The organism is Bradyrhizobium sp. USDA 4353, from assembly GCF_054063215.1.
The window spans coordinates 661,169-683,692 of the sequence record NZ_JBSSGB010000001.1; the positions used below are offsets into that span (position 1 = coordinate 661,169).

The window sequence follows — 22,524 nt, forward strand, 5'->3', positions numbered from 1 at the left end:
GTATTGTGAGTGATGAGATCCATGTCCACGATCTCCCGAGGTCGATGGACAGCTTTTTCATGACGATAGTGGGCATGCGCGCTCACGATCCCGCGGCACGGTGTGCCCGGGTGATACGGCCGTCAGCCCTCGAAAACCGAGAGGGCGCGGGGAAGGCCGGGTGCTGACCGCGGCCCATGGCCCGCCTGCAACAAGGAAAGCAGGCGGCAGTCACCACAGGTCGGGCCACCAAGCGGCCTCCCCCGCGCAATGGTTTTACGGTGTCCTTCGTGCTCTCCCTGGGGATCGGCGTTCTTGCCCCCATCGCCCGCGCGAGCCGTCACAGCATCGACCGCGAACTTGACCTCAGCGTCGAGAGGCCAGGACCACACGACTTCGCCGTCCGTGCCGGCCAAGCGCTCGTCCAGCGCCGCCACCACGTCCATCGCAGCCCACCTCACGTTCGTGACGACGCGTCCGTCCCTCTGCTCGAGGCGGGATGAGGAGAGATAAACATGATTTCTGAAAAATAGCAAGCTTATTCTGTTTGCAGGATACGCCTTGCCTTGGCGGCAGAGGGCGCAGTAACAGCCGCCGCGAGCTCGGCTGAATGAGCTGCGTTAGATGGCCGCCGGAACAGCGGACGCCTCCGCAACGCTGCGCGATACAGCGCCCTCGCCCCTTGTGGGAGAGGGCAGCGCCGGCCCATCCTGGTGCTCGGTTGGGTGAGGGGTCTCTCTCGGCACGCCGAGCTCGCGGAGACATACCCCTCACCCAAGCGAGGTCGTTGCTCTGTCCTACATGCCCTCTCCCGCCCTAGCGAAGCTTTGCTTCGCCTTGGGGGCGAGGGCACAGTAATAATCACCGCATGCTCGGCTGAAAGGCCGCATTAAATGTCAGACGGAACAGCAGTAACCTCCGCACCGCTGCGCGATGCAGTGCCCTCGCCCCCCAAGGCGAAGCAAAGCTTCGCTAGGGCGGAGAGGGCATCGACGCCCATCCTGGTACTCGGTTGGGTGAGGGGTCTCTCTCGGCACGCCGAGCTCGCGGAGACATACCCCTCACCCAAGCGAGGTCGTTGCTCTGTCCTACATGCCCTCTCCCGCAAGGGGCGAGGGCACAGTAATAATCACCGCATGCTCGGCTGTAAGGCTGCATTAAATGTCAGACGGAACAGCAGTAGCCTCCGCACCGCTGCGCAATGCAGTGCCCTCGCCCCTTGCGGGAGAGGGCATCGACGGCCCATCCTCGTGCTCGGTTGGGTGAGGGGTATCTCTCGGCACGCCGAGCTCGCGGAGACATACCCCTCACCCGAGCGAGATTGTTGCTCCGTCCTACATGCCCTCTCCCGCAAGGGGCGAGGGCACAGTAATAATCACCGCATGCTCGGCTGTAAGGCTGCATTAAATGTCAGACGGAACAGCAGTAGCCTCCGCACCGCTGCGCAATGCAGTGCCCTCGCCCCTTGCGGGAGAGGGCATCGACGGCCCATCCTCGTGCTCGGTTGGGTGAGGGGTATCTCTCGGCACGCCGAGCTCGCGGAGACATACCCCTCACCCGAGCGAGATTGTTGCTCCGTCCTACATGCCCTCTCCCGCAAGGGGCGAGGGCACAGTAATAATCAGCGCGCCCGCGGCGAGATTAGAAGCATGTGTGATACAGGAGGCTGCAGGCCCACTCAATCCGGCAGGTTCGTAAACTTCGGCCGCCAGACGCCGAGGATGACGTTCACCGTCGCGACGCCGAGCATGACCCAGATGGCGCCCTGCTCGGTGCCGAAATTGGGGGCGAGGGTTGCGGGATCGATCTGGCCGGCGACGGCGCGGGCGGCTTCGTCGGCGGCTTCCTGCATCGGGCCCTGCACGGCGGCGAAGCCCCATTCGAAGACGAGGATACCGGAGGCGAGCTTGGCGAGCGCCCAGCCGGCGCTGTGCAGCGCGCGGTTGATGGCGATGGCGAGCAGGCCGGCGACCAGGGTCAGGCCAAGCGAGGGGAAGAACACGTAGCGCACGATCGCCCCCATCGCCGCGCGCATCTCGGCGTAGTGCGCCAGCGACACCGAGGGCTGCGGAATCATCCCGAGCAGCACCACGAGACAGGCCATGGCGCCCATCATGCCGATCGCGCCCATCGTATGCAGGAACTTCATCAGCCGTCGCATGGCGTGCCCCCGGATGTCGCGAACAGGGAAGTTGGAGAGGACTCCCGCATGCCGCCGGTCCCGTCCATGGTCTGCCGCGGTGCAAGGACGCCCGCGCCGACCACATTGGACTATACGATCGATCGGCCGCCGCGGTTCAGCCGATCGCGCCCTCTACCAATGCCGCGTGCCCGGCGCGCCCTTGAACGGCCCGACCACCGCCGAGGTGATCCAGCCGCCGTAGAAATCGCCCTCCTGCGCGGCCACGCGCTCGTCGCCGACAAAGCAGGCCTCGACGCGGGAGGCATAGAAGGCCAGATGGCCGGCGATCGGCGCGAAGGCCGGCGTCGGCTGCTGGTAGCTCCACGCCGCCTGCTCCGACACGCGGCCATCGACATCGATGGTCCAATAGCTCGCAAAGCCCTTGAACTCGCAGAACGACCGGCCGGCCGCGGGACGCAGCCACTGCATCGCAACATGCTGTGGCGGGAGGTAGTAGACCGGCGGGTGGCTGGTCTCGAGCACGCGATAGCCGTCCTGCGTATCGGCGATCGTGATGCCGGCGAACACCACGCGCAGCCGCGTGGCGCAACGCTCCAGCCGCGGCGGCCGCGGATAGTCCCACACCGACTCCTGCCCGGGTCCCGGCGCGATGCGTTGCATGACCATGTCTCCCTATGCGGCGAAGCGGCCGCCTCAGGCAATAAACGTGGGACACATCGATGAGGATCAATCAGGGAAACAGTCGGGCCTCATGGTTCGAGACGGCGCTACGCGCCTCCTCACCGTGAGGATTGGCGCCGGGGCGGCGCTGCACATCGAGCATGAGCATGTTGCTTATGGGGACTGGAACGAACGTCGGCGCGGCGAGGTCGGTGCGCTCCCTCTCCCCGTTCTTACGGGGAGAGGGTTGGGGTGAGGGGCAGCCACACCCACCGACCGTGCGGAGAGCCCCCCTCACCCGGATTGCATCTGTCGATGCAATCCGGCCTCTCCCCGCACGCGGGGAGAGGCTGGCAGCGAGCGTTCGGGTTGGACCGTCCGGAAATCGACCATGAACAAACTGATCATGCAGAGAATTTGCGCCGAGCGCGCGAGTGCACATGAACCATGACCAGCGCGCTCATGTAGACGCGACTTGCACGGGGTGCTCAGCTCACGCGATCGCCTCGAGATAGCGCGTCACGGAACGGTCGAACGCCGCTTTTCCGTCCTCGGCGACGTTCTTCTGCCACCAGGCGCCGTAGATGCGGTCGAAGGCCAGCGGCGCCACGGCATCGGCGATGCGGCGCACGGCGGCGGGGCCGAGTGGGATGTAGTTCGGATAGGAATACATGAAGCTGACATGGCGGCGGTCCATCGCCACCATGGCGATGTCGCCGGCAAACAGTGCGCCCTTGCCGCCGGCGCCGTTGCGCCAATGCAGCATGGTCGCGCCGGCGAAATGGCCGCCGGTGCGCAGCAGACTGATGTCGTCGGAGATCTGCAGCGTGTCGCCGCTCCATGGCACGATGGCGGGATGCGGCCGGGTGACGAAGGCTGCATCCTCGCCATGCAGATAGGCCGGCGCGTTGTCGAACGCGGCGCTCCAATCGGCGACTGCGCCATAGTAATGCGGATGCGAGATCGCGATCGCCTTGAGCCCGCCGAGCGCGCGCACCTGCGCGATCGCCGCCTCGGTCGCCAAGGGGATGCAGTCCCACATCACGCAGCCGTCCGGCTCGGGGATCAGCAGCGCGCGCTGGCCGATCGCGAAGCTCGGCTCCAAGGCGAGGCCGGTCAGGCCACCATCCGCGCGGCAGACGACCTGGTGGCGGGTTGCCAACTCGTCGCGGCTGAGGAAGCTCTGGCCGTTCCAGCTCACATATTGCCGCTCGTCCTCGCAGACGACGCACTGGGCTGGCGGCACTGGGGTGTCGGGAAACTGCGCGCCGCATTGTGAGCAGGTCCAGAGAGCCATGGATCACCGGGATGTGCGAAAGCGGGGATGGCGAGGATAGCATGCCGGCCATCCCGCAACAGCATCGCGCGCGGCATCGTGATTGCCTATCGTCGGCGCGACACTCACCGGGAGCCCTGGACATGCCGACCGCCTTGCGCCGCGCCGCCGTTCACCGCCTGCCGATGCGCGGGCCCGACGATGTCGGCGCGTTGCAGGCGGCGATCGCGCACGGCACGATCGACCCGGCCGGCATCGTCGCCATTCTCGGCAAGACCGAGGGCAATGGCTGCGTCAACGATTTCACCCGCGCCTTCGCGGTGCGCTCGCTGGAGGCGCTGCTCGAAAAACATCTGGCGGCTGACGCGGTCCGGCAGATCGCGATGGTGATGTCCGGCGGCACCGAGGGCGCGCTGTCGCCGCACATGATCGTGTTCGAGGCGCGCGAGGATGAGGCCGGCGCACCGCGCGCTCATGCCAAGTCGCTGGCGCTGGGGCGCGCGCGGACGCCGGTGCTGCCGAGCGAGCATCTCGGCCGGCTTCAGCAGGTCGAGCAGGTCGCCGCCGGCGTGCGCGCCGCGATGGCCGATGCCGGCATCACGGATGCCGGCGATGTCCACTACGTCCAGGTGAAATGCCCGCTTCTGACGATGGAGCGGATCGAGGCGGTGGAGACGCGGGGCGCCCGCACCGCCGTGCGCGATACGCTGAAGTCGATGGGATTCTCACGCGGCGCGTCGGCGCTCGGGGTCGGCGTCGCGCTCGGCGAGATCGCGCTGTCCGACCTGTCGGATGCCATGATCTGCGCGGACTACACGCGCTACAGCGAGCGCGCCGCCACATCGGGCGGGGTCGAGCTGCTCGATCACGAGATCATGGTGGCCGGCATGTCCGCGGATTGGAGCGGCCCGCTCGGCATCGATCACGCCGTCATGCGCGATGCAATCGACATCGAGCCGGCGCGGGCCGCGCTGGCCCGGCTCGGGATCGATGCGGCGGGCCAGGTGCCGGTGGCCGCGCGCGGCCGCATCGCCGCGGTGCTCGCCAAGGCGGAGGCGGCGCAGAGCGGCAGGCTGCGCGGACGCCGCCATACCATGCTCGACGACAGCGACATCTCCTCGACCCGCCATGCCCGCGCCTTCGTCGGTGGGGCGCTGGCCGGATTGTTCGGCTTCACCGACCTGTTCGTCTCCGGCGGCGCCGAGCATCAGGGCCCGGATGGCGGCGGACCGATTGCGATCATCGCCGACCGCGGCTGATCGCGCCCTCAGCTTACCCAGCATTGGTGAAACCCGCAGGGGATGCGCCCCGGTGGGGCATCTTCGCGCGACACGGTATTTCACGACCGGCGAGCGCCCCATCGGCACTAGATGCGACTGATTATCACATGCATATTCCCGGTTCCGCCACCCACGGAACCAGTTTCGGTCCCATTCCACCCCCTTGTTGAGAAGCATTCGCAATTGGAACGGGCCGATTGCGGACCACGAACCAGAGTCAGCTCTGCGTATCCAATGGGGTGGTTGAGTATGGGACAAGCCGTTTTTCCAGCAAGTCTGCGCGCCGGGGTGGCGCATTCAGGGGGCGCCGCTCCCGACCTGACCGGGAGGGACATCTCCGGCGTGAAGGTGTCGGCGGTGGCGAGCCTGATCGCGGTGGCATCGTTCTCCGGGGCCGAGGCGCAACAGGCGCCGCTGCCGTCCGTCACCGTCGAAGCGCCGGCGAGCCGCGCCAAGCCGGCGGCGTCGCGGCCATCAGCCGACCAGGTCCGCGCCCAGCAGCGCGCTGCGCCGCGCCGCGCGCCAGCCGCAGCAGCAGCCGGCGCCCGCCGGCCCGCAGACGCCGCCCGACGCCAATCCTTATGCCGATGCCGCCGCGCCCTATAAGGTCGACCGCGTCGCCTCCGGCAAGTTCACCGAGAAGCTGGTGAACACGCCGAAGACCATCACCGTGATGAGCAAGGAGGTGATGGAGGACAAGCGCATCACCACCTTGAAGGAGGTCGGCCGCTCCACCGCCGGCGTCACGCTCGGCTCCGGCGAAGGCGGCAACGCGTTCGGCGACCGCTTCTTCATCCGCGGCTTCGATGCCCGCAACGACATCTTCATCGACGGCATCCGCGATCCCGCGGTGTCGGTGCGCGAGAACTTCTTCACCGAGCAGGTCGAGATCCTGCGCGGCCCCGCCTCGGCCTATGCCGGCCGCGGCACCGCCGGCGGCGCCATCAACATCATCACCAAGCAGGCCGGCGACCGCAATTTCTATAATGCCGAGTCGACGATCGGCACCGACCAGACCAAGCGCGTCACGCTCGACGTCAACCAGACGATCTCGCCGACCTTCGCGGTGCGCACCGGCGGCCTGTTCCAGGACGCCAACGTGGCGGGGCGCGACCACGTCACCGATGACCGCTGGGGCGGCTTCGTCTCGACCAAATGGACGCCGAACGATTCGCTGAAGGTGACGACGAACTACGTCCACACCGATCTCTCGGGCTATCCGGATTTCGGTGTGCCGTTCTACAAGCAGGGCAACATCCCGGTGACCTCGGCCGGCATCCCGCGCAACACCTGGTACGGCTTTCTCAACCGCGACTTCCAGGCGGCGCGGCAGGATTTCGGCACGCTGGCGGCCGAGCTCAAGCTCAGCGACAGCGTCACCTTCTCGAGCAAGCTGCGCGGCGAGCATTCCGAGCTGAACTATATCGGCACGCTGCCGAATGCGAGCGTGACCGGCACGGCGAGCCCGGATCCGACCAAATGGGTCTTCAACGCCAGCCCGCAGAGCCGCTATCAGACGGTCGACAATTGGGCCAACCAGAACGACCTGACGTTCAAATATGATACGGGATCGATCAAGCACACCACGGTGATGGGCACCGAGTTCTCCAAGGAGAAGATCTCGATCGACCGCTATGCCGGCCTGGCCTCCGAGGCGTTCGGCACGGCGGGCACCGCCACCGGCGGGCTGCAGAACCAGAGCATCTACAGCCCGGCCTATACCAACCTGCCGTTCACGACCGTGGGCTACCTGACCGGCAACCCGACGCGCTACGACGTCGACAGCAAGAGCGCCTATGTCATCGACACCGCGAACTGGCGTGACACGCTGATCTTCACCGGCGGCGTGCGCTATGACGGCTATGCGATGCGCTCATCGAACAACACGGCGTCGGCAACGGTCGATTCCGACCTGTTCAACTACAATGTCGGCCTGGTGTTCAAGCCGCTGCCGATCGGCAGCCTCTATGCGGCCTATGCGACGTCGGCCAATCCGTTCGGCTCGGAGCTCGACGGCACCGCGACGGATTACGGCGGCATTCCGCCGAACAGCACCATCATCCTCGGACCGGAGCGCAACAAGGGCGCGGAGATCGGCACCAAATGGGAGCTGTTCGACCGGCATCTGCTGGTGACCGGCGCGCTGTTCCAGACCACCAAGGACAATGCCCGCGAGACCGTCAACGGCCTGCTGACCTCGGGCGCTGCCTATCGCATCCAGGGCATCGACATCGAGGCGGAGGGCAAGCTGACCGATCGCTGGAGCATCTTCGGCGGCCTGGTGCTGATGCAGTCCAAGGTGACACAGAGCGGCGTCGCCTCCAACAACGGCCTGCAGCTCGCCAACATCGCCCACCAGTCGCTGAGCGTGCTCTCGAAGTACAAGCTCGATGACGGCTGGGAGATCGGCGGTCAGGCCGTGTACCGCTCCAAGGTGTTTGGCGGCACCTTCGCGGCCAACACCGGCAACGAGCTGCCGAGCTACTGGCGCTTCGACGCTTTCATCGAGAAGCAGTTCGACAAGAACTGGAGCGCCAAGCTCTACGCCCAGAACATCACCAACCAGCTCTATTACGACACGTTCTATCGCAGCAACGTGCCGTTCACGCAGGTCGCGCCGGGACGGGCTTTCTACCTGATCACCACTGCGAAGTTTTGAGGGGATCACGACCGAGCAATGTTATCGCCCGATTCCCGCCGCACCTCGCAGGTGCGGCGGGTGCCGCGGCGAGACGAAACGCCGCAGCCTGAGAAATTCCGACACAGGGGGTGGCGTCATCCGGCGGTATCACGTGCCGCCACCCGCCTGATCAAGGATTGCAGCGGATCAGCGCGCGCAACCAGTAGGTTTCATCTGTTGCCGCAATGCGACAACTTGCGAGCAATTGTCATTCTCGGAAACGGATGGACACTTTTCGCATTCCGGCCATCGGCGGATCCAGCTTTGGACCGCTTTCCCTCGCTTCTTGACTTGCATTCGCAACTGGCGCGGCCGGTTGCGGCGTTCAACGAGCCCGAGGCTCCCAGGGGAGCCCGAGGGTTCCAAGCCCAAGTCTCAAGTTGCGTAACGAATGGGGTGGTCGAGTATGGGTAAGGCAGTCTTTCCAAGGAGCTTGCGGGGAGCAAGCTGGCACGCAGAGGAACCCTCCGCCGAGATGTCCGGCGTGACGGTCTCGGCGGTCGCGAGCCTGATCGCGGTCGCATCGTTCTCCAGTGCCGAAGCCCAGCAGGCGCCGCTGCCGTCCGTCACGGTCGAAGCCCCGGTCGCCCGTCCGAAGCCGGCGGCCTCTCGCCCGAGCGCCGAGCAGACCCGCGCCCGCGACGCGATGCGCCGCGCGGCCCGTCAGCAGCAGCAGCAACAGGCGGCCGCGCCGAAGAGCAGCCTGCCGCCCGACCGCAACCCCTATTCCAGCCCCGCCTCAGACTACAAGGGCGAGCGGTTGCAGGCCTCCGGCAAGTTTCCGGAGAAGCTCCTGAACACGCCGAAGACGGTCACGGTGCTGAGCAAGGAGATCCTGGCCGACAAAAACTCCACCAGCTTGAAATCCGCCGTGCTGTCGACCGCCGGCGTGACGCTCGGCACCGGCGAAGGCGGCAACGCCTTCGGCGACCGCTTCTTCATCCGCGGCTTCGACGCCCGCAACGACGTGTTCATCGATGGCGTGCGCGACGCCGGCGTCTCGGTGCGCGAGAACTTCTTCACCGAGCAGGTCGAGATCCTGCGCGGCCCGGCCTCGTCCTTCGCCGGCCGCGGCACCACCGGTGGCGCGATCAACATCGTGACCAAGCAGGCCACGACCGAGAACAGCTTCTACAACATGGACACCACGCTCGGCACCGACCAGACCAAGCGCGTGGTGATCGACGTCAACCAGAAGATCACGCCCACCTTCGCCGCGCGCGTCGGCGGGCTGTTCCAGGATGCCGGCGTCGCCGGGCGCGACTACGTCACCGACAACCGCAATGGCGGCTTCATCGCCACCAAATGGACGCCGCTCGACACCGTGACGCTCGCGGCCAACTACATCCACACCGAGGTCTCGGGCCGCCCGGACTTCGGCGTCCCCTATTATCGTCCGAGCACGCTCACCGCGGGCGCGCCGTTCCCGGAAGTCGGCGCACCGCGCAACGCCTGGTACGGCTTCGTCAACCGCGACTTCCAGCGCATCGGCCAGGACATCGGCACGCTCAACGCCGAGGTGAAGATCACCCCGGACCTGACGATCTCCGACAAGGTCCGGGTGTCGCGCTCGACCCTGAACTACATCGGCACGCTGCCGGAAGGCGCCACGATCACCAACCCGATCGAGAACTCGGTGATCCGCGCCAACCCGCAGAGCCGCTTCCAGCAGACCGACGTGCTCGCCAACCAGCTCGATGCGACCTACAAGTTCGACACCGGCCCGTTCCGGCACACCCTCGTCGCCGGTCTCGAAGTGTCGCAGGAAAAGGCCCTCATCAACAGCTACACCGGCCTGACCTCCGAGCAGCAGGGCCTGCCCTTTTCGGGATCCGGCTCGCTGTCGGGGGTGAGCGTGTTCAACCCGCAGTTCACCAACCTGCCGTTCGGCATTCCCTCGCTGAGCCAATTCCCGACCAACCTGAAGGTCGACACCGTGAGCGTCTATGCGCTCGACAGCGTCAACTACCGGGATCTCGTGATCCTCAATGGCGGCGTCCGCTATGACAAATACGACGTCCGGGTCGATGGCTTCGGCACGGTCAACGGCGTCGCCAACGTGCCCGGCTCGACCGCAGCTTCCAGCGGCCTGCCGAACTTCAACCTCGGCCTGACCTTGAAGCCGGTGCCCTATGCGAGCTTCTATGCGGCCTATGCGACGTCGTCGAACCCGGTCGGCGCGGAGTTCGACGGTCTCAGCGCCGCCTATGGCGGCCTGACGGCGGTCACCAATGGCGGCGCCAACCAGGTGTTCGGGCCCGAGAAGAACACCTCGATCGAGATCGGCACCAAATGGGAGCTGCTCGACGGCCGCCTGCTGGTGACCGGCGCGCTGTTCCAGACCGAGAAGGAGAATGCCCGCGAGTCGTTCAACGTCACGAAACAGACGGCGACCGCGGCGTGCCCCTATAACGCCACCACGGGCAGCGTGCCCTGCATCTCGGCCGGTGCAGCCTATCGCATCCGCGGCATCGACCTGCAGGCGGGCGGCAAGCTGACCGACAAATGGAGCATCTTCGGCGGCCTCGTGCTGATGGAATCCGAGGTGACCAAGTCGAACATCCTGCCCGCGAACACGGCGCTGTTCGCCAGCAATGTCGGCCTGCAGCTCGCCAACACCGCGCACCAGTCGTTCAGCCTGCTGACGAAGTACGAGATCAACGACACCTGGGAGATCGGCGGCCAGGCGGTGTACCGCTCCAAGATCTACGGCGGCACATGGCTGGCGGCCAACCAGGGCACGGAGCTGCCGAGCTACTGGCGGTTCGACGCCTTCGCCGAAGCCAAGATCAACAAGAACTGGACCGCGAAGCTGTTCGTTGCCAACATCTTCGACAAGCTCTACTACGACGCCTTCTATCAGAGTGCCGCGCCGTTCACGTTCGTCGGCCCGGGACGGAGCGCATCGATCGTCGTCTCCGGACGGTTCTGATCGCAGGCGTCCCGCAACCGGGGCCTGCATCCGGCGGGCACATATCGAGTTGATGAGTTCATGCTGATCTGTGTCCCCGGAATTCTGAGCAAGGACGATGTGGCGGAGTTCCGCCGCATCATGGACCAAAGCGACTGGGAGGACGGCCGCTCGACGGCCGGCGCCCAGTCGGCCATGGTCAAGCGCAACGAGCAGCTGCCGCCCGACAGCGAGGTGGCGCGCAAGCTCGGCCACCGCATCATCTCAGCGATGACCGCCAATCCCCGCTTTCTCGCCGCCGCCATCCCGCAGCAGATCTTCCCGCCGCTGTTCAACCGCTACGCGGCCGATTCCGGCCATCATTTCGGCATCCACGTCGACAACGCCGTGCGTGGCGACAAGCTCACCGGCCTGCGCATCCGCACCGACCTGTCGGTCACGCTGTTTCTCTCCGAGCCCGAAGAGTATGACGGCGGCGAGCTTGTCATCGAGGATCTCTATGGCTCGCACGAGGTCAAGCTGCCGGCCGGCGACCTCGTGCTGTATCCCGCCTCCAGCCTGCACATGGTGACGCCGGTGACGCGCGGCGTCCGCGTCGCCTCGTTCTTCTGGCTGCAGAGCATGATCCGCGATCCCCTGGCGCGCAGCATGATCTTCGATCTCGACACCACGATCCAGGGATTGTCGCAGCGGCTGGGACGCGACGATCCGGAGATGGTGCGGCTGACCGGCCTCTATCACAACCTGATCCGCTACTGGGCGGAGGTCTGAGCTCCGCATTCACCCGCTCCCGCGGGTCAATCATCGATCGCGATCGGCCATGAGCCGGGCTGCCCCGACGGAGCAGCCCGGCTCAAATGTTTTCTGGAGCATCTGGCGATGCTCGACGACGGATGCGCCCCACCTGCGCGACCGGGCGCTCTCTCCGTCCCGATCCGTTCACCTCTTGGGTTGCACGTCTTGTGTGCACGTTCGCAAACTGCTGACAGCGCGCGACCATCTTTGTCGAGGTGGACGAGATCGCGCACCGAAGCTGCGCTCCAGGAGACGTGCGCAAGACGACGCCACTTACATGGACAGCGCGGCTCATTAGAATCGATGGAAGACCGAACGGCGGCATTTGCGTGACCAGCGTGTCCCACTGGAAGCGCCCGCATCATTCGAACCATTCCAGTTCAAGGCTTTCAGATAGTTAGCGCCGTCCTCGCCGCCTTGCGCGCTGATCAGGTGATCGCTGGATTCGATCCTACACATCGCACCGCACGCGCCGGCTTGATTGCCGACATCGATGGACCCGCATTGAGTCAAGGCGCCGTCTCAAAACAGCCCCGTTACGCCAGGAAACATTACCGCAAGTTTAACTACCAAGAGGTGTGCAGCAACATGTTCAGGAACGTTCTTCATGTAGGAGCGGTGATTGCCGCCGTCTCGGCCGGCGCGATGGCGCGCGCCGAGCAGCCGGCCACCGCGCCGAAGCCTGTCCAGGCTGCGACTGCGCCGCAGACCGCAACAACGACTCCGGCGAGCGCCGCCGCAGCGAAGAGCGTCCCCACGGCGTCAAAGCCTGTGACCACCGGACAAGCAACGACGTCGCCGGCTCCAACGCAGACAGCGCAAGCCACGCAGGCCGCCGCGCCCGCGTCTGCCGCCCCGGCACCGGCGGCGACGACTCCCGCAGCTACAACCAGCGCGGCGCCGCCTCCGGCCGCGACCACGAGCCAGGCGTCCGCTACCCCACCGGCCGACGCGCAGGCGCCCGCCGCCACCGAAGCCGTGACGGACGCGGCTGCCACCGACAAGTCGAAGGAGCAGGCGGAGAAGCCGGCGCAGTCGGCTGCGCAGGCCGCAACGCATGTTCCGCATGATCTGTCGCCGTGGTCGATGTTCCTCGCCGCCGACATCCTGGTGAAGTCGGTGATGATGGGCCTCGCGCTGGCCTCGCTCGCCACCTGGACCGTGTTCATCGCCAAGACCGTGGAGTTCGCCGTTCTCCGCCGCAAGCTGAGCAGCGCGCTGCGCAAGGTCGACGACGTGCGCTGGCTGTCGGAAGCCAAGGTCGCCTTGGGCTCGAAGCAGAGCGTGCTGACGGCGCTGATCGATGCGGCCATGCATGAGATCAGGATGTCATCGGAGCTGCCGCCGCATGGCGTCAACGAGCGCGCCGCGTCGAGCTTCGCCGAGATCGTCCGCGCCGAAGGCCGCCGCTGCCGCACCGGCATGGGCCTGCTCGCCACCATCGGCTCGATCTCGCCCTTCGTCGGCCTGTTCGGCACGGTCTGGGGCATCATGAACAGCTTCATCGGCATCTCGAAGTCGCAGACCACGAACCTCGCCGTGGTGGCTCCGGGCATCGCCGAGGCGCTGCTCGCGACCGCGATCGGCCTCGTCGCCGCGATCCCCGCCGTGATCATCTACAACCACTTCACGCGCGTGACGAAGGGCTACATGGAGCTCGTCAACCGCTCCTCCGGCGCCACCGCCCGCATGCTGTCGCGCGATCTCGATCGCGGCCAGAGCCACCACACCCCGCAGGGCCGGAGCTTCGAGCCGATCCACGTCCACTCGTCGCCGCCGATGGCGCTGGCCGCGGAGTAAGCGATCATGGCCGTCTCTCTCTCGGAAGCCGATGGCGACGACGATCTCGGTGAATCCGCCGACATCAACGTCACGCCGTTCATCGACGTGATCCTGGTGCTGCTGATCATCTTCATGGTGGCGGCGCCGCTCTCGACGGTCGACGTTCCTGTCGATCTCCCGACGTCGAGCGCGACGCCGCAGAAGAAGCCGGACAAGCCGATCTATGTCAGCATCAAGCCGGATCTGACGCTCTACGTCGGCGAGGAGCAGGTGAAGCGGGCGAGCCTGGTGAGCACGCTCGAGCACATTCCGGATGCCGCCAAGGACAAGTTCATCTTCCTGCGCGCCGACCGCGGCGTCGCCTATGGCGAGCTGATGGACGTGATGGAGCTGCTGCGAACCGGCGGCTATCCGAAAATCAAGCTGGTCACGGTCGAGGGTGTCCCGCAAGCGGCAGCGCAAGCCGCGCATTGAAATCAGTGTAACTGACGGAAGTAGAGAATGGTCGAACACAAGTATCAAGGAGCGACCCGCCGCTTGTGGATCTCGGCGGCGATCGGAGCGTTGATGCTGCATGGCGGCGGGGCGGCGCTCGCGGTCGCTCATCTCAGCGGCCAGGACACCGACGGCGGCCTCGGCGCGGCCGGCGCCGAATTCGCCCTCGAGATGGCTTCTCCTCAGGTCGAGGAGAACGATCTTCCGCCCGGCCCCGACAGCGATGCGGCGGAGGCCGCGCCGGAGCAGATGCAGCAGACAGCCGAGGTGAAGGAGACGGACGCGGTCAAGGACAAGCCGACCGAGACCGAGGAGGAAGCCGACCGCGTCGTCACGCAGAACGAGCCGAAGAAGCCGGAGAAGGAAGAGGAGCAAAAGGCGGAGCAGCAGGCCGAAGCCTCGGTGGCGTCGGCCGCGCAGCAGGAGTCGGCCCGCAAGGCGCTCGACGAAGCCGCGCCGCCTGCGGAGACGGCGAAAGCGCCGAATGTCGGCCTCGGCAAGGACAAGCAAAAGCTGACCGAGAACTGGGGCCGCAAGATCAGCGCCTATTTCGAGCTGCACAAGCGCTATCCCGACGGCAAGAAGCACGCCGGCACGGTGAAGGTCGCGCTGGTGCTGAGCCGCGCCGGCAAGGTGATGTCGGCCTCCGTCATGCAGTCGTGCGGCGATCCGATGTTCGACGACGCGGCGATCTCGATGATCCGCCGCTCCGATCCCGTCCCGGCGCCGCCGGCCGGACTGACCGACGATCAGTTCAGCTTCAGCCTTGATGTGAACTTCAATCAGAAGAAGTAGTCGCGCGGTCCAACGCACACCGGTCTGCAGACTGAGCAGCGCCCGCAATGCCACGGGCGCTGCTTCTTGTTTGCGAGGGGCGAGACGGCTGCGTTGCCAAGTCACGATCGACGAGCTCAGCCGTCACGCTGAGGAGCCCGCGCTGGGCGGGCGTTTTGAGGGGCGAGGCCCCGTTGTGGCGAGCGATCCTGCAAGTTAGTGACTCCGTCATGCCCGGGCCTGTCCCGGGCATCCACGTCGTTCTCAGAATGCCGGCCGACGTGGATGGCCGGGACAAGCCCGGCCATGACGACGCGGAGAGATGAACTCAGACCTCGATCGGCATACACGATTGCCCCTGAGGGTGACGTACGACCGTCGATCGTGGCGCGTTCAAGCGGCGCTCTCGTATCGGCTTGAGAATCCATAGCGCCCTGCACTGACTTAGAGGAGCGCGCCCAAGGCGGGGTCCTGAGGGCGAGGAACTCGATCGTGGCCTCATGGTTCGAGACACGTCGCGAGCGACAACCGCACCTCAGATTGGCGCACTTGGCGCGGCGCTCCTCACCATGAGGTTCGGCACCGAAGGCGGTCCTGCACACCGACCATGAACACGCCGAAAGGCGTGTTCATGGAGAGGGTCAAGAGCCAAGGGTGATGCCGTGGGCGATACTCCGGGACTGCCGGCTCCGCCACCTCAATACTGCACCCTGGCGCCAACCTGCACCACCGTTGCCGACAGGTTGTTCTCCTTGAAGTTCGAGCGCGTGTCCTCGCGCCGGACGCTGGCGCGGAATTGCAGCAGGCGGGAGAACTTGTAGAGCATGCCGAGCTCGACGAGATAGCGGTTGTCGACCCGGGTCGTGCCGGTGAAGGCATCCTGGCCGTAGCCGGCAAGGAAGGTGCCGACCAGCCACGGTTCGAACTGGTGCTCGACGCCGACGGTGACGTCGCGCTTGAGCACGCCGGAGATGCCGACCTCGGTGCTTTCGACGACCTGCGACTTGGCGCCGAATGCGATCGCCGTCTCCTTGGCGAACTGCCAATTCAGATTGGCGTCGGCAATGAAGCCATTGACCGGCTTGAGCAGCGGATCCTGGAAGCGACGCGTGAGATAGCCGACTGCAACGTCGCCCGTCAGCTTGTCCGCATAGTTGAGGGTCACGCCTGCCTCGACCGCGGTGCCGGTGGAGTCGCGGCGAAAGCCCTCGGCATCGACGGCGATGTCGTGCACGCGGCGGTCGACGGCGACGTCGACGAACGGCCGAATCTCCGGCGTGAGATTGTAGGTGACGCGGCTCTGCGAGCCGTACTGCACGAAGTTGCGGTCGGCGTTGCTGACGATCTGGCCGTCCATCAGCGGCGCATTCTGGAACGCGACGCGGTCGATGGCGGCCTTGGTCGAGACCTCGAAATCCTCGAACCGCTTGGTCACACCAGCGGAGCCGCCGACGGTGGAGGCCAGCGGAATCTTGGCGAAACGGCCGGTGAAACGCGGCGTGCCGGGATCATCGGCATCGACGGCAACGTGGCCCTCGCCGTTGAGCGCAAACGTATCGGTGATGTCGTAGCGCCCATTCACCTTCGCGTCGACGGTGGGCCGCGAGAGCTGCCGGAGCTTGGCATAGTCGATGTAGCCGACGCGCACATCGGCGTTGAGCAGATGCTTCTCGAACTGCGAGCGCACGAGCAGCACCGGCGCAACGCTGACGAAGGCGGAGCCCTTGCCTTGCGGAACACGCCCGGGATTGCTGTCGAAGCCTGAGGACATTTCGAACGCAGGCTTCAGGATGAAGTTTCCCACCGTGATGCCCTTCGGCTCGTAGGGATCCTCCTCCATCATCGCCGGCGCTTGAGGCTGCTCCTGCGGCTTCTGTCCTTTCACCGGGGGCAGCCGCATCTTCGGCTTGTCGGCCAGGACCTTCGGGATCGGCTGCGCATCCTGCCGGGGAATCGGCGGCAGATTTTGCGGCAGCACGCCGCGCGTCGCCGGCGGTGGACTGACGGCGAAAGCCAGCGCATCGAGGCAGCGATTGGGGACATTCGTCGTCGACAGCCGGCCGGGCGTCGACAGGCAGCCGCCGACCAGAAGGCCTGCGGAGGGCGCGCCGAAGAAGCCGTTGCGCACCGGGGCGAGGCGCGGCGCCGGCTCGCGGCGCGCAGCCTGAGGCAATGCGCCCGCTCCGGGATCGATCGGCGAGCGCGTCGTCCGCGCCGGCGGGCGCTCCTGCATCTGCTCCGGCGCGTTCGGCTCAGGATCGGTGCCGCCCGGCGAGACGATCACTTGCGGGATGACCACCGGGCCGCTGCCATTCGCCGGCCGCGCCGGCTGGCGGCGGCGATTGGGGACGACGATGACGGGCCCGCCCTCATTGATCCCTGGATCTGCATAGGCCCGGGCCTGCGTGCCGGGGATGACGGTCTGGGCGGAGGACGGCGCGATCCCGAACGATGTCACGAGCAGCACGATGATCGCCACCGCCGCCTCTCGACACCGCAGGACGTCGCCGCGAATGCGACGTCCAGGCGCGATTGCATGTCGTCCTGCTCGTTGCAAAGAGCACCGTCTCCATCGCGTGCGGCAATTCTTCAAAGTCAAAGCTTCCGCGGTGACGTGCCGTGGGTCACGACGCCGCGAAAGCCCTGAGGTCACCGTGTCGTCAGATCACTCGACGACCAGCGTGCCCTTGTTGGTCTGATGGAAGTCGTCGAAGAACTCGTAGCGGCCGGGCTTCTGTGCCTTGACCTTCACGACGCCCTCCATGTTCGGCTTGATCACCGTCTCGAACTGCAAAGGCTCGCTCTCGAACTCGACCGGCGCACCATCCAGGTTCTTGACCTTGAACACGATCGGCGTGTCGGCCGGGACCTTCAGCTCGGCCGGCTGAAACTTGTTGTCCTTCACCGAGATCTCGATGGTGGTCTCGGCTGCACCCGCAGGCATTGCAACCGCTGCGGTCAGCAGCGTCACGGCTCCTGCGGCGAGTACGTTCTGAAAGAGCTTCATGATCTATGTCCCTGTCCCGAATTCACCCGTGTGCCGGATGTCTTCTCTGCCCGCCGCTCGCGACCAGGCTCCGACACTTCATAGAACGACTATAAAGTTTCGAATGCGGCAATTTGCCGTGCCGAATTTTGGCAAACTCGTTGTGTGCGACAAAGCGTGTCGATTTATTAGTTTCGGCACCATCGGCATGAGATGCAGCGCATGGCTCGATGCGCACGCGCGCAACGTCACGCGCCCAGCACCGCGAAATCAGCAGCATTTTCCGCAGGAAATGCGATGGCTGCGCGATCGGATTTAGTTCGCCTTCCGGACTGTTCTGATCTGAGACATTGCGGCCGATCGCCAAGCCGGCGAGGCGTTGCGGAGATCACGATGGCTCCCAGCCGATCACGGCGAGCTTGCGGCATCATCCGGACGCAGAGGCCGAATCATCGATGCAGCTCCAGCACCGAACATGCGTTCGATTATGTCGCCGATCTGCGCACGCGGTGCATCCTGACGTCGTCTCAACCTGGCGCGTGCGCGGATCGCACCTTTCGCAGATCCTCGACGAGCCTACCTGCCGACGCCGAGCCGCTTGTCGTGAACGCTCGGGGAACGCGGCATGCGCGCCGGAGCCGGCGGCTTCGCGGCCACCTGCGGACTTGCACGCAGCGGCGGCAGATCCGGCACGACCGAAATCTGCTCGTCATGAACCACAGGCTCGGCCTCCGGCTTGCGTCTCACGGTCGCGACGGCCGCAGGCGGCGGCGCACGCAGGACGCCCGGCACGCGCTTTCGCCCCGTGAACATCGCGCGCGCCAGATTCTCACGCTGCAGCAGGCTCATCCACAGCGTGCCGAGCACGTGCACGGCGATCAGCGCAATGATGGCATTGGACGACAGCGCATGCGCCTGCTCGATCCAGCCGACGCCGAAGAATCGCACAGAGACCTGCATGAGCCCGCTGATGGTCGAGACGATCAGGAGCGCGAGCATCACGACCAGCATCGCGGCGCCTGCCGGGTTCAGGCCGAGATAGCGTCCGGTCTCTCCGCGCAACATGCCGACAATGTATTGAGGCGCCGCGCGCAGCTTGAGGCTGATCCGCGCGAACAGCGAATGCCGGCTGCCGATCAGCCCCCAGATCAGCCTGAAGGCGAGCAGGCCGATCACGGCATAGCCTGCGGTCCGATGCAGCCGGTCGAACCTGTTGGGCGTGACGCAGGCGACGAGCACGGTGGCTGCGAGAGCCCAGTGCCAGACGCGCAGCGGAAAGTCCCAGACCGCAACGGTCTCCGAACGTGAGTTCGCCGGGGCCTCGGACGAGACGCTCCGGTGTGCCTGTCCTGCGTCACGCATGATCGTCAGATCACTTTGCCTTGGTATGCTTCAGCGCGAGGTCCTCCGGGCTGTAGAACAGCTCGAACAGCTTGCCGCCCTTGACGCCGTAAACCTCGTAGCAGCTGCCCTCGATCTTGGTCTGGCGCACCTCGTAGCCCGCCGCCTTCGCCTTCGCTTCGGCATCGGCCACGGTCTTCCACGACGCCTTGTCGAGCTTGGTGCAATCCTTGTAGCCGTCGGCGAGTGCTGCGGAGCCGGATGCTGCGCCCACCGCGAGTGCCACGACCATGATCTTGATGACCTGCATTATTCAAATCCTCCTCGAAGACTGCGCCGTCGGGCGCCTCCAGCGCTCAATGCGCGAGCTACAAAGGGAGGGAGATTTCAACGAAACTTGGACAGCGCCTGCCGCGCGACGTGGCCTGCGATCGGCCTGTGCGTCGCAACTCGTCCCGCATGCGGCCGCATTGTCGCTGGCACTCGGACGCATGTACGCTCCAGACAAGATCGAACCATGTCGGCGCAACGCTGATGTTTTCTGATGCCGCCCGGCTTGCGCCGTTGCGCTCGCTTGCAAGTGACATTGATTCGCAAGCACGTATCGCCGGCGAGATGGAACGTCCGTGCTCTCCCCGCGCGCGACGCTTGGCTGCTCAGACAGCCAAGACCACACTGCTGCCCGATTGTAGCTGTGACCAGGGTGCGGCAACACGGCAGCCAACAGCGACGCGCTGCGACCTTAGGCCTCGAAAATATTTTTGATCCCAGCGTTTCGTCGCCGGCCGAAGCGACGCAACGGCCGCGACATTCGAGTGTCACGGCGCGCCCCCGCGCCACTCAGCGCACAGCCGGGCGGAGCAACGCGCGCGGGCGCTGATCGTCGCAGGCCGAGCTCAACCGCGATCGGCGCCCTTGCCGACACGGACGGCCGACCAGGACGGTGGATCGCTGCAGGGAAAGGACTCGTCGGACGCTTCGGCAACGCGGTCCCAATGCGCGTCGGGATCTGCCATGCCCTGGGGACCAGACGTGCGACCGTTGCCGGGCGAGCTTCCTTCGTCCTCGTCGCCGCGGAGCGCGGCATGGGAGCGCCGCGAGGGCTGTGATGCGTTCTTGGACATTGGGGCCATCCATGGCGGACAAGGATGGTGACGGATCGCCTCGCCGCTTGGATCGACAAGCGCTGCTGTGATCGTTCGTTCCTGAAGCGTTGGCCGGCGCAGCTCACGACGGCGCGTGCGCGCTGGTGACCGAGATATGCAAGAGCCGGCCGCGCCTCGGCGCGGCTCCTCCGTAGAGCGATCAGCGCGTGCCGGAGAAGACGCGGCTGATGAAGTCGGAGCTCTCCGGCGACTTCGTCATCTCCGGCGTCACCGCCGACTGCAGCGGCAGCGGCTCCGCCGGCGCGGCGGCGCGCTCCATCAGCTTGCGCCGCTCATTGGTGCTCCTGGTGGCGCGCGCCTGCTCCTCGCCGCCCGACTTGCCCACGGTGATCATGATCTTCTCGGAGACCACGGGTGGATCGAAGTTGAGGTGCTTGGTATCGCCGAGCACGAGCTGCAGCGTATGCTTGCCGGGCGGCAGCTCGATCCGCGCCTCGGTCTCGCCGGCGGCATAATGGATGTGCTTCTTGTCTCGCGGGATCGCCTCGCCGGCCTGCATCGTCTCGTCGACATCGACCAGCAGATGATGATGGCCGCTGCCGGCGAAATCATCTCCCGCATGGGTGACGCCCATGTTGCGCAGGCCGAAGCGGCAGATGAAGGCACCGCTCACGGTCTCGCCGTCCGCCGGCGAGATGAAATAGACGCGGGCATCCTTGGCGGCCTTGGTGCCCTTGGCCGAAGCTAGCGACGGCGCCAGCGCGAGCGAGAGGGTCAGGATGAGACAGAATCGGCTGGACGTGGTCCGCAACATTTCAGAGCCCCTATGGTGACGACGCGACACGGAAGCCTAAGGTCGGATGCCGGATGCGGCCATCATAGCGGTCGCGGCTTCCTGCGCGTGCCTCGGCCGCGCCGTTCTTCCACGAACCGGAGCGGATGACGCGCGCGTAGCTGCCCTCTTCGAGCCAGGCCGAGCCGTCGGCCGGCGCGCCCTTGTAGTTCTTGTGCCAGGAGTCCGCGACCCACTGGCCGACGCCGCCGCCCATGTCGAAAAGGCCGAACGGGTTCGCCGGCACGCTGCCGATCTTCGGCGGCTGATCGGAATCGGCATCGCTGCCGCCGTTGCAGCCGCGGCAATTGGCCATGTTCGGGCGCATGCGGTCGCCCCACCAATAGCGGGTGCGCTGGCCGGCGCGGGCGGCATATTCCCATTCGGCCTCGGTCGGCAGCCGGAACGTCTTGCCGGTCGCTCGCGACAGCCAGGTCAGATAGGCCTGCGTGTCGTCATAGCTGACATTGATGACCGGGCGATCGTCGGGCCCCGAGGCGATGTCGGGGCAGCTTGCGGCCGCGACGCACTGCTTCCACTCGCCGACGCTCACCGGGTGCTTGCCGAGCGAGAACGGCCGGATGCTGACCTGATGCGCCGGCTGCTCGGAATCGTCGTCGCCGCCCATCGAGAAGCTGCCGCCGGAGATCGTGATAAGCTCCGGAACGCGCAGCTTCGGCTCGGGCTCCGGCGCGGCGCGCGGCGGGGCCGCAGGCTCGGCAACCGGCGGAGCAACGTCCATGCTCGCCGTCGGGCGCGGAGGGACGAAGCTGCTGGACGGCGGCCGTGAGCCGGACGATGAGTCCGAGGGCGGAGCTGCACTCTCCAGCAGGATCCGGCGCGGCGACGCTGGCGGCACGCTGGAGAGCGCGTCCCGCTGCGCGCCGGACGCGCCCGTCAGTCCGCCGGGGGGCGACTGGATCAGCAGCCTGATCTCACGCAGCGGCAGCAGCACGCCGCCGAGAAAGACGATGCCGAGCACCAGGACGCCGATGGTGGCGCGGATCAGCGTCTTGCGAAGCCCGGCCGATCTGGCGAGCAACGAGCGCCACCAGCCGGCATCCGCCGCCTGCTCTTGATCGTCATGGAGACTCTCGTCCCAGCGCTCGGTGAAGCCGGGCGTGGGCTCGGGAGCGATGTGCGGTCGCGCTGGAGGCACGGGCGGCGGCTCTTGCCGCAGCGTTGCATCGGCCTCGCTCGCCTCCCATTCGGGCTCGAGCGACTGCTCGAGCGCGCCGCACATCATCAGCAGCAGACCGCCATCGCTCTTGCCGGTCCAGCGCTCCTGCACCTCGGGGCACTCGACCTGGTCCTCGACGCTGAGGAAGCTCGGCGGACGCATCGCGCTGAGCGAGACCTGCACCGTCCGGCCGCAGCGCCGGCACGCGACGGCGCGGGAATCCGACGGCAGACTATCCTCGGCGAGCCGGGGCGCCCGTAGCCATTGCAATGCCGAAGTCTCGCTCATGCCGTCCTCGTCCTGC

Annotated in this window: 16 protein-coding genes and 1 pseudogene; 7 read left to right on the plus strand and 10 right to left on the minus strand. The window is 66.2% G+C overall.

The window, feature by feature from the left end; translation table 11 throughout:
- Positions 1-1,657: 1,657 nt before the first annotated feature.
- The 3 genes from ACVILH_RS03025 to ACVILH_RS03035 all read right to left on the minus strand — a co-directional run bounded on the left by ACVILH_RS03025 (position 1,658) and on the right by ACVILH_RS03035 (position 4,079).
- Complete coding sequence (locus ACVILH_RS03025) at positions 1,658-2,140, minus strand: hypothetical protein (RefSeq protein WP_456711556.1); 483 nt, start codon at positions 2,138-2,140, stop codon at positions 1,658-1,660.
- A gap of 153 nt (positions 2,141-2,293) precedes the next feature.
- Positions 2,294-2,782, minus strand: coding sequence for a DUF427 domain-containing protein (locus tag ACVILH_RS03030; RefSeq protein WP_456711557.1), 489 nt, complete (start codon positions 2,780-2,782; stop codon positions 2,294-2,296).
- 493 nt (positions 2,783-3,275) lie between these two features.
- Positions 3,276-4,079 carry an MBL fold metallo-hydrolase gene (locus ACVILH_RS03035; protein WP_456711558.1) on the minus strand — a complete coding sequence of 268 codons (804 nt, stop codon included), beginning with the start codon at positions 4,077-4,079 and terminating at the stop codon, positions 3,276-3,278.
- A gap of 122 nt (positions 4,080-4,201) precedes the next feature.
- Here ACVILH_RS03035 and atzD point away from each other — a divergent pair, with 122 nt between their 5' ends.
- The 7 genes and pseudogenes from atzD (at position 4,202) to ACVILH_RS03070 (ending at position 14,796) form a co-directional block, all read left to right on the plus strand.
- Positions 4,202-5,317: a cyanuric acid amidohydrolase gene (atzD, locus tag ACVILH_RS03040; RefSeq protein ID WP_456711559.1), complete on the plus strand. Its 1,116-nt coding sequence runs from the start codon at positions 4,202-4,204 to the stop codon at positions 5,315-5,317.
- 270 nt (positions 5,318-5,587) lie between these two features.
- A pseudogene (locus ACVILH_RS03045) lies at positions 5,588-7,997 on the plus strand (TonB-dependent siderophore receptor).
- A 427-nt stretch (positions 7,998-8,424) separates the two neighbouring features.
- Positions 8,425-10,950, plus strand: coding sequence for a TonB-dependent receptor (locus ACVILH_RS03050; protein WP_456711560.1), 2,526 nt, complete (start codon positions 8,425-8,427; stop codon positions 10,948-10,950).
- A 60-nt stretch (positions 10,951-11,010) separates the two neighbouring features.
- Entirely contained in the window at positions 11,011-11,700 is a 690-nt protein-coding gene (locus tag ACVILH_RS03055; RefSeq protein WP_456711561.1) for a Fe2+-dependent dioxygenase, read from the plus strand.
- A 612-nt stretch (positions 11,701-12,312) separates the two neighbouring features.
- Complete coding sequence (gene exbB / locus ACVILH_RS03060) at positions 12,313-13,524, plus strand: tonB-system energizer ExbB (protein ID WP_456711562.1); 1,212 nt, start codon at positions 12,313-12,315, stop codon at positions 13,522-13,524.
- A 6-nt stretch (positions 13,525-13,530) separates the two neighbouring features.
- Complete coding sequence (exbD, locus tag ACVILH_RS03065) at positions 13,531-13,980, plus strand: TonB system transport protein ExbD (protein ID WP_456711563.1); 450 nt, start codon at positions 13,531-13,533, stop codon at positions 13,978-13,980.
- Between the two features lie 27 nt (positions 13,981-14,007).
- Positions 14,008-14,796 carry an energy transducer TonB gene (locus ACVILH_RS03070; protein ID WP_456711564.1) on the plus strand — a complete coding sequence of 263 codons (789 nt, stop codon included), beginning with the start codon at positions 14,008-14,010 and terminating at the stop codon, positions 14,794-14,796.
- Between the two features lie 676 nt (positions 14,797-15,472).
- Here the strand turns inward: ACVILH_RS03070 and ACVILH_RS03075 are convergent.
- From ACVILH_RS03075 to ACVILH_RS03105, 7 genes are all read right to left on the minus strand, one after another.
- Positions 15,473-17,332: an outer membrane beta-barrel protein gene (locus tag ACVILH_RS03075; RefSeq protein WP_456711565.1), complete on the minus strand. Its 1,860-nt coding sequence runs from the start codon at positions 17,330-17,332 to the stop codon at positions 15,473-15,475.
- Between the two features lie 108 nt (positions 17,333-17,440).
- Positions 17,441-17,782: a cupredoxin domain-containing protein gene (locus ACVILH_RS03080; protein ID WP_456711566.1), complete on the minus strand. Its 342-nt coding sequence runs from the start codon at positions 17,780-17,782 to the stop codon at positions 17,441-17,443.
- 555 nt (positions 17,783-18,337) lie between these two features.
- Entirely contained in the window at positions 18,338-19,123 is a 786-nt protein-coding gene (locus ACVILH_RS03085) for a cytochrome b/b6 domain-containing protein (RefSeq protein WP_456711567.1), read from the minus strand.
- A 10-nt stretch (positions 19,124-19,133) separates the two neighbouring features.
- Positions 19,134-19,412, minus strand: coding sequence for a PepSY domain-containing protein (locus tag ACVILH_RS03090; protein WP_456711568.1), 279 nt, complete (start codon positions 19,410-19,412; stop codon positions 19,134-19,136).
- 586 nt (positions 19,413-19,998) lie between these two features.
- A complete protein-coding gene (locus ACVILH_RS03095) occupies positions 19,999-20,226 on the minus strand; it encodes a hypothetical protein (protein ID WP_456711569.1) in 228 nt (75 codons plus the stop codon).
- 181 nt (positions 20,227-20,407) lie between these two features.
- Positions 20,408-21,022, minus strand: a complete 615-nt coding sequence (locus ACVILH_RS03100; protein WP_456711570.1) for a DUF4399 domain-containing protein — start codon at positions 21,020-21,022, stop codon at positions 20,408-20,410.
- Positions 21,023-21,032: 10 nt separating this feature from the next.
- The gene (locus ACVILH_RS03105; RefSeq protein ID WP_456711571.1) at positions 21,033-22,508 is read right to left on the minus strand and encodes a formylglycine-generating enzyme family protein; all 1,476 of its coding nucleotides are present in this window, start codon (positions 22,506-22,508) and stop codon (positions 21,033-21,035) included.
- Positions 22,509-22,524 lie beyond the last annotated feature (16 nt).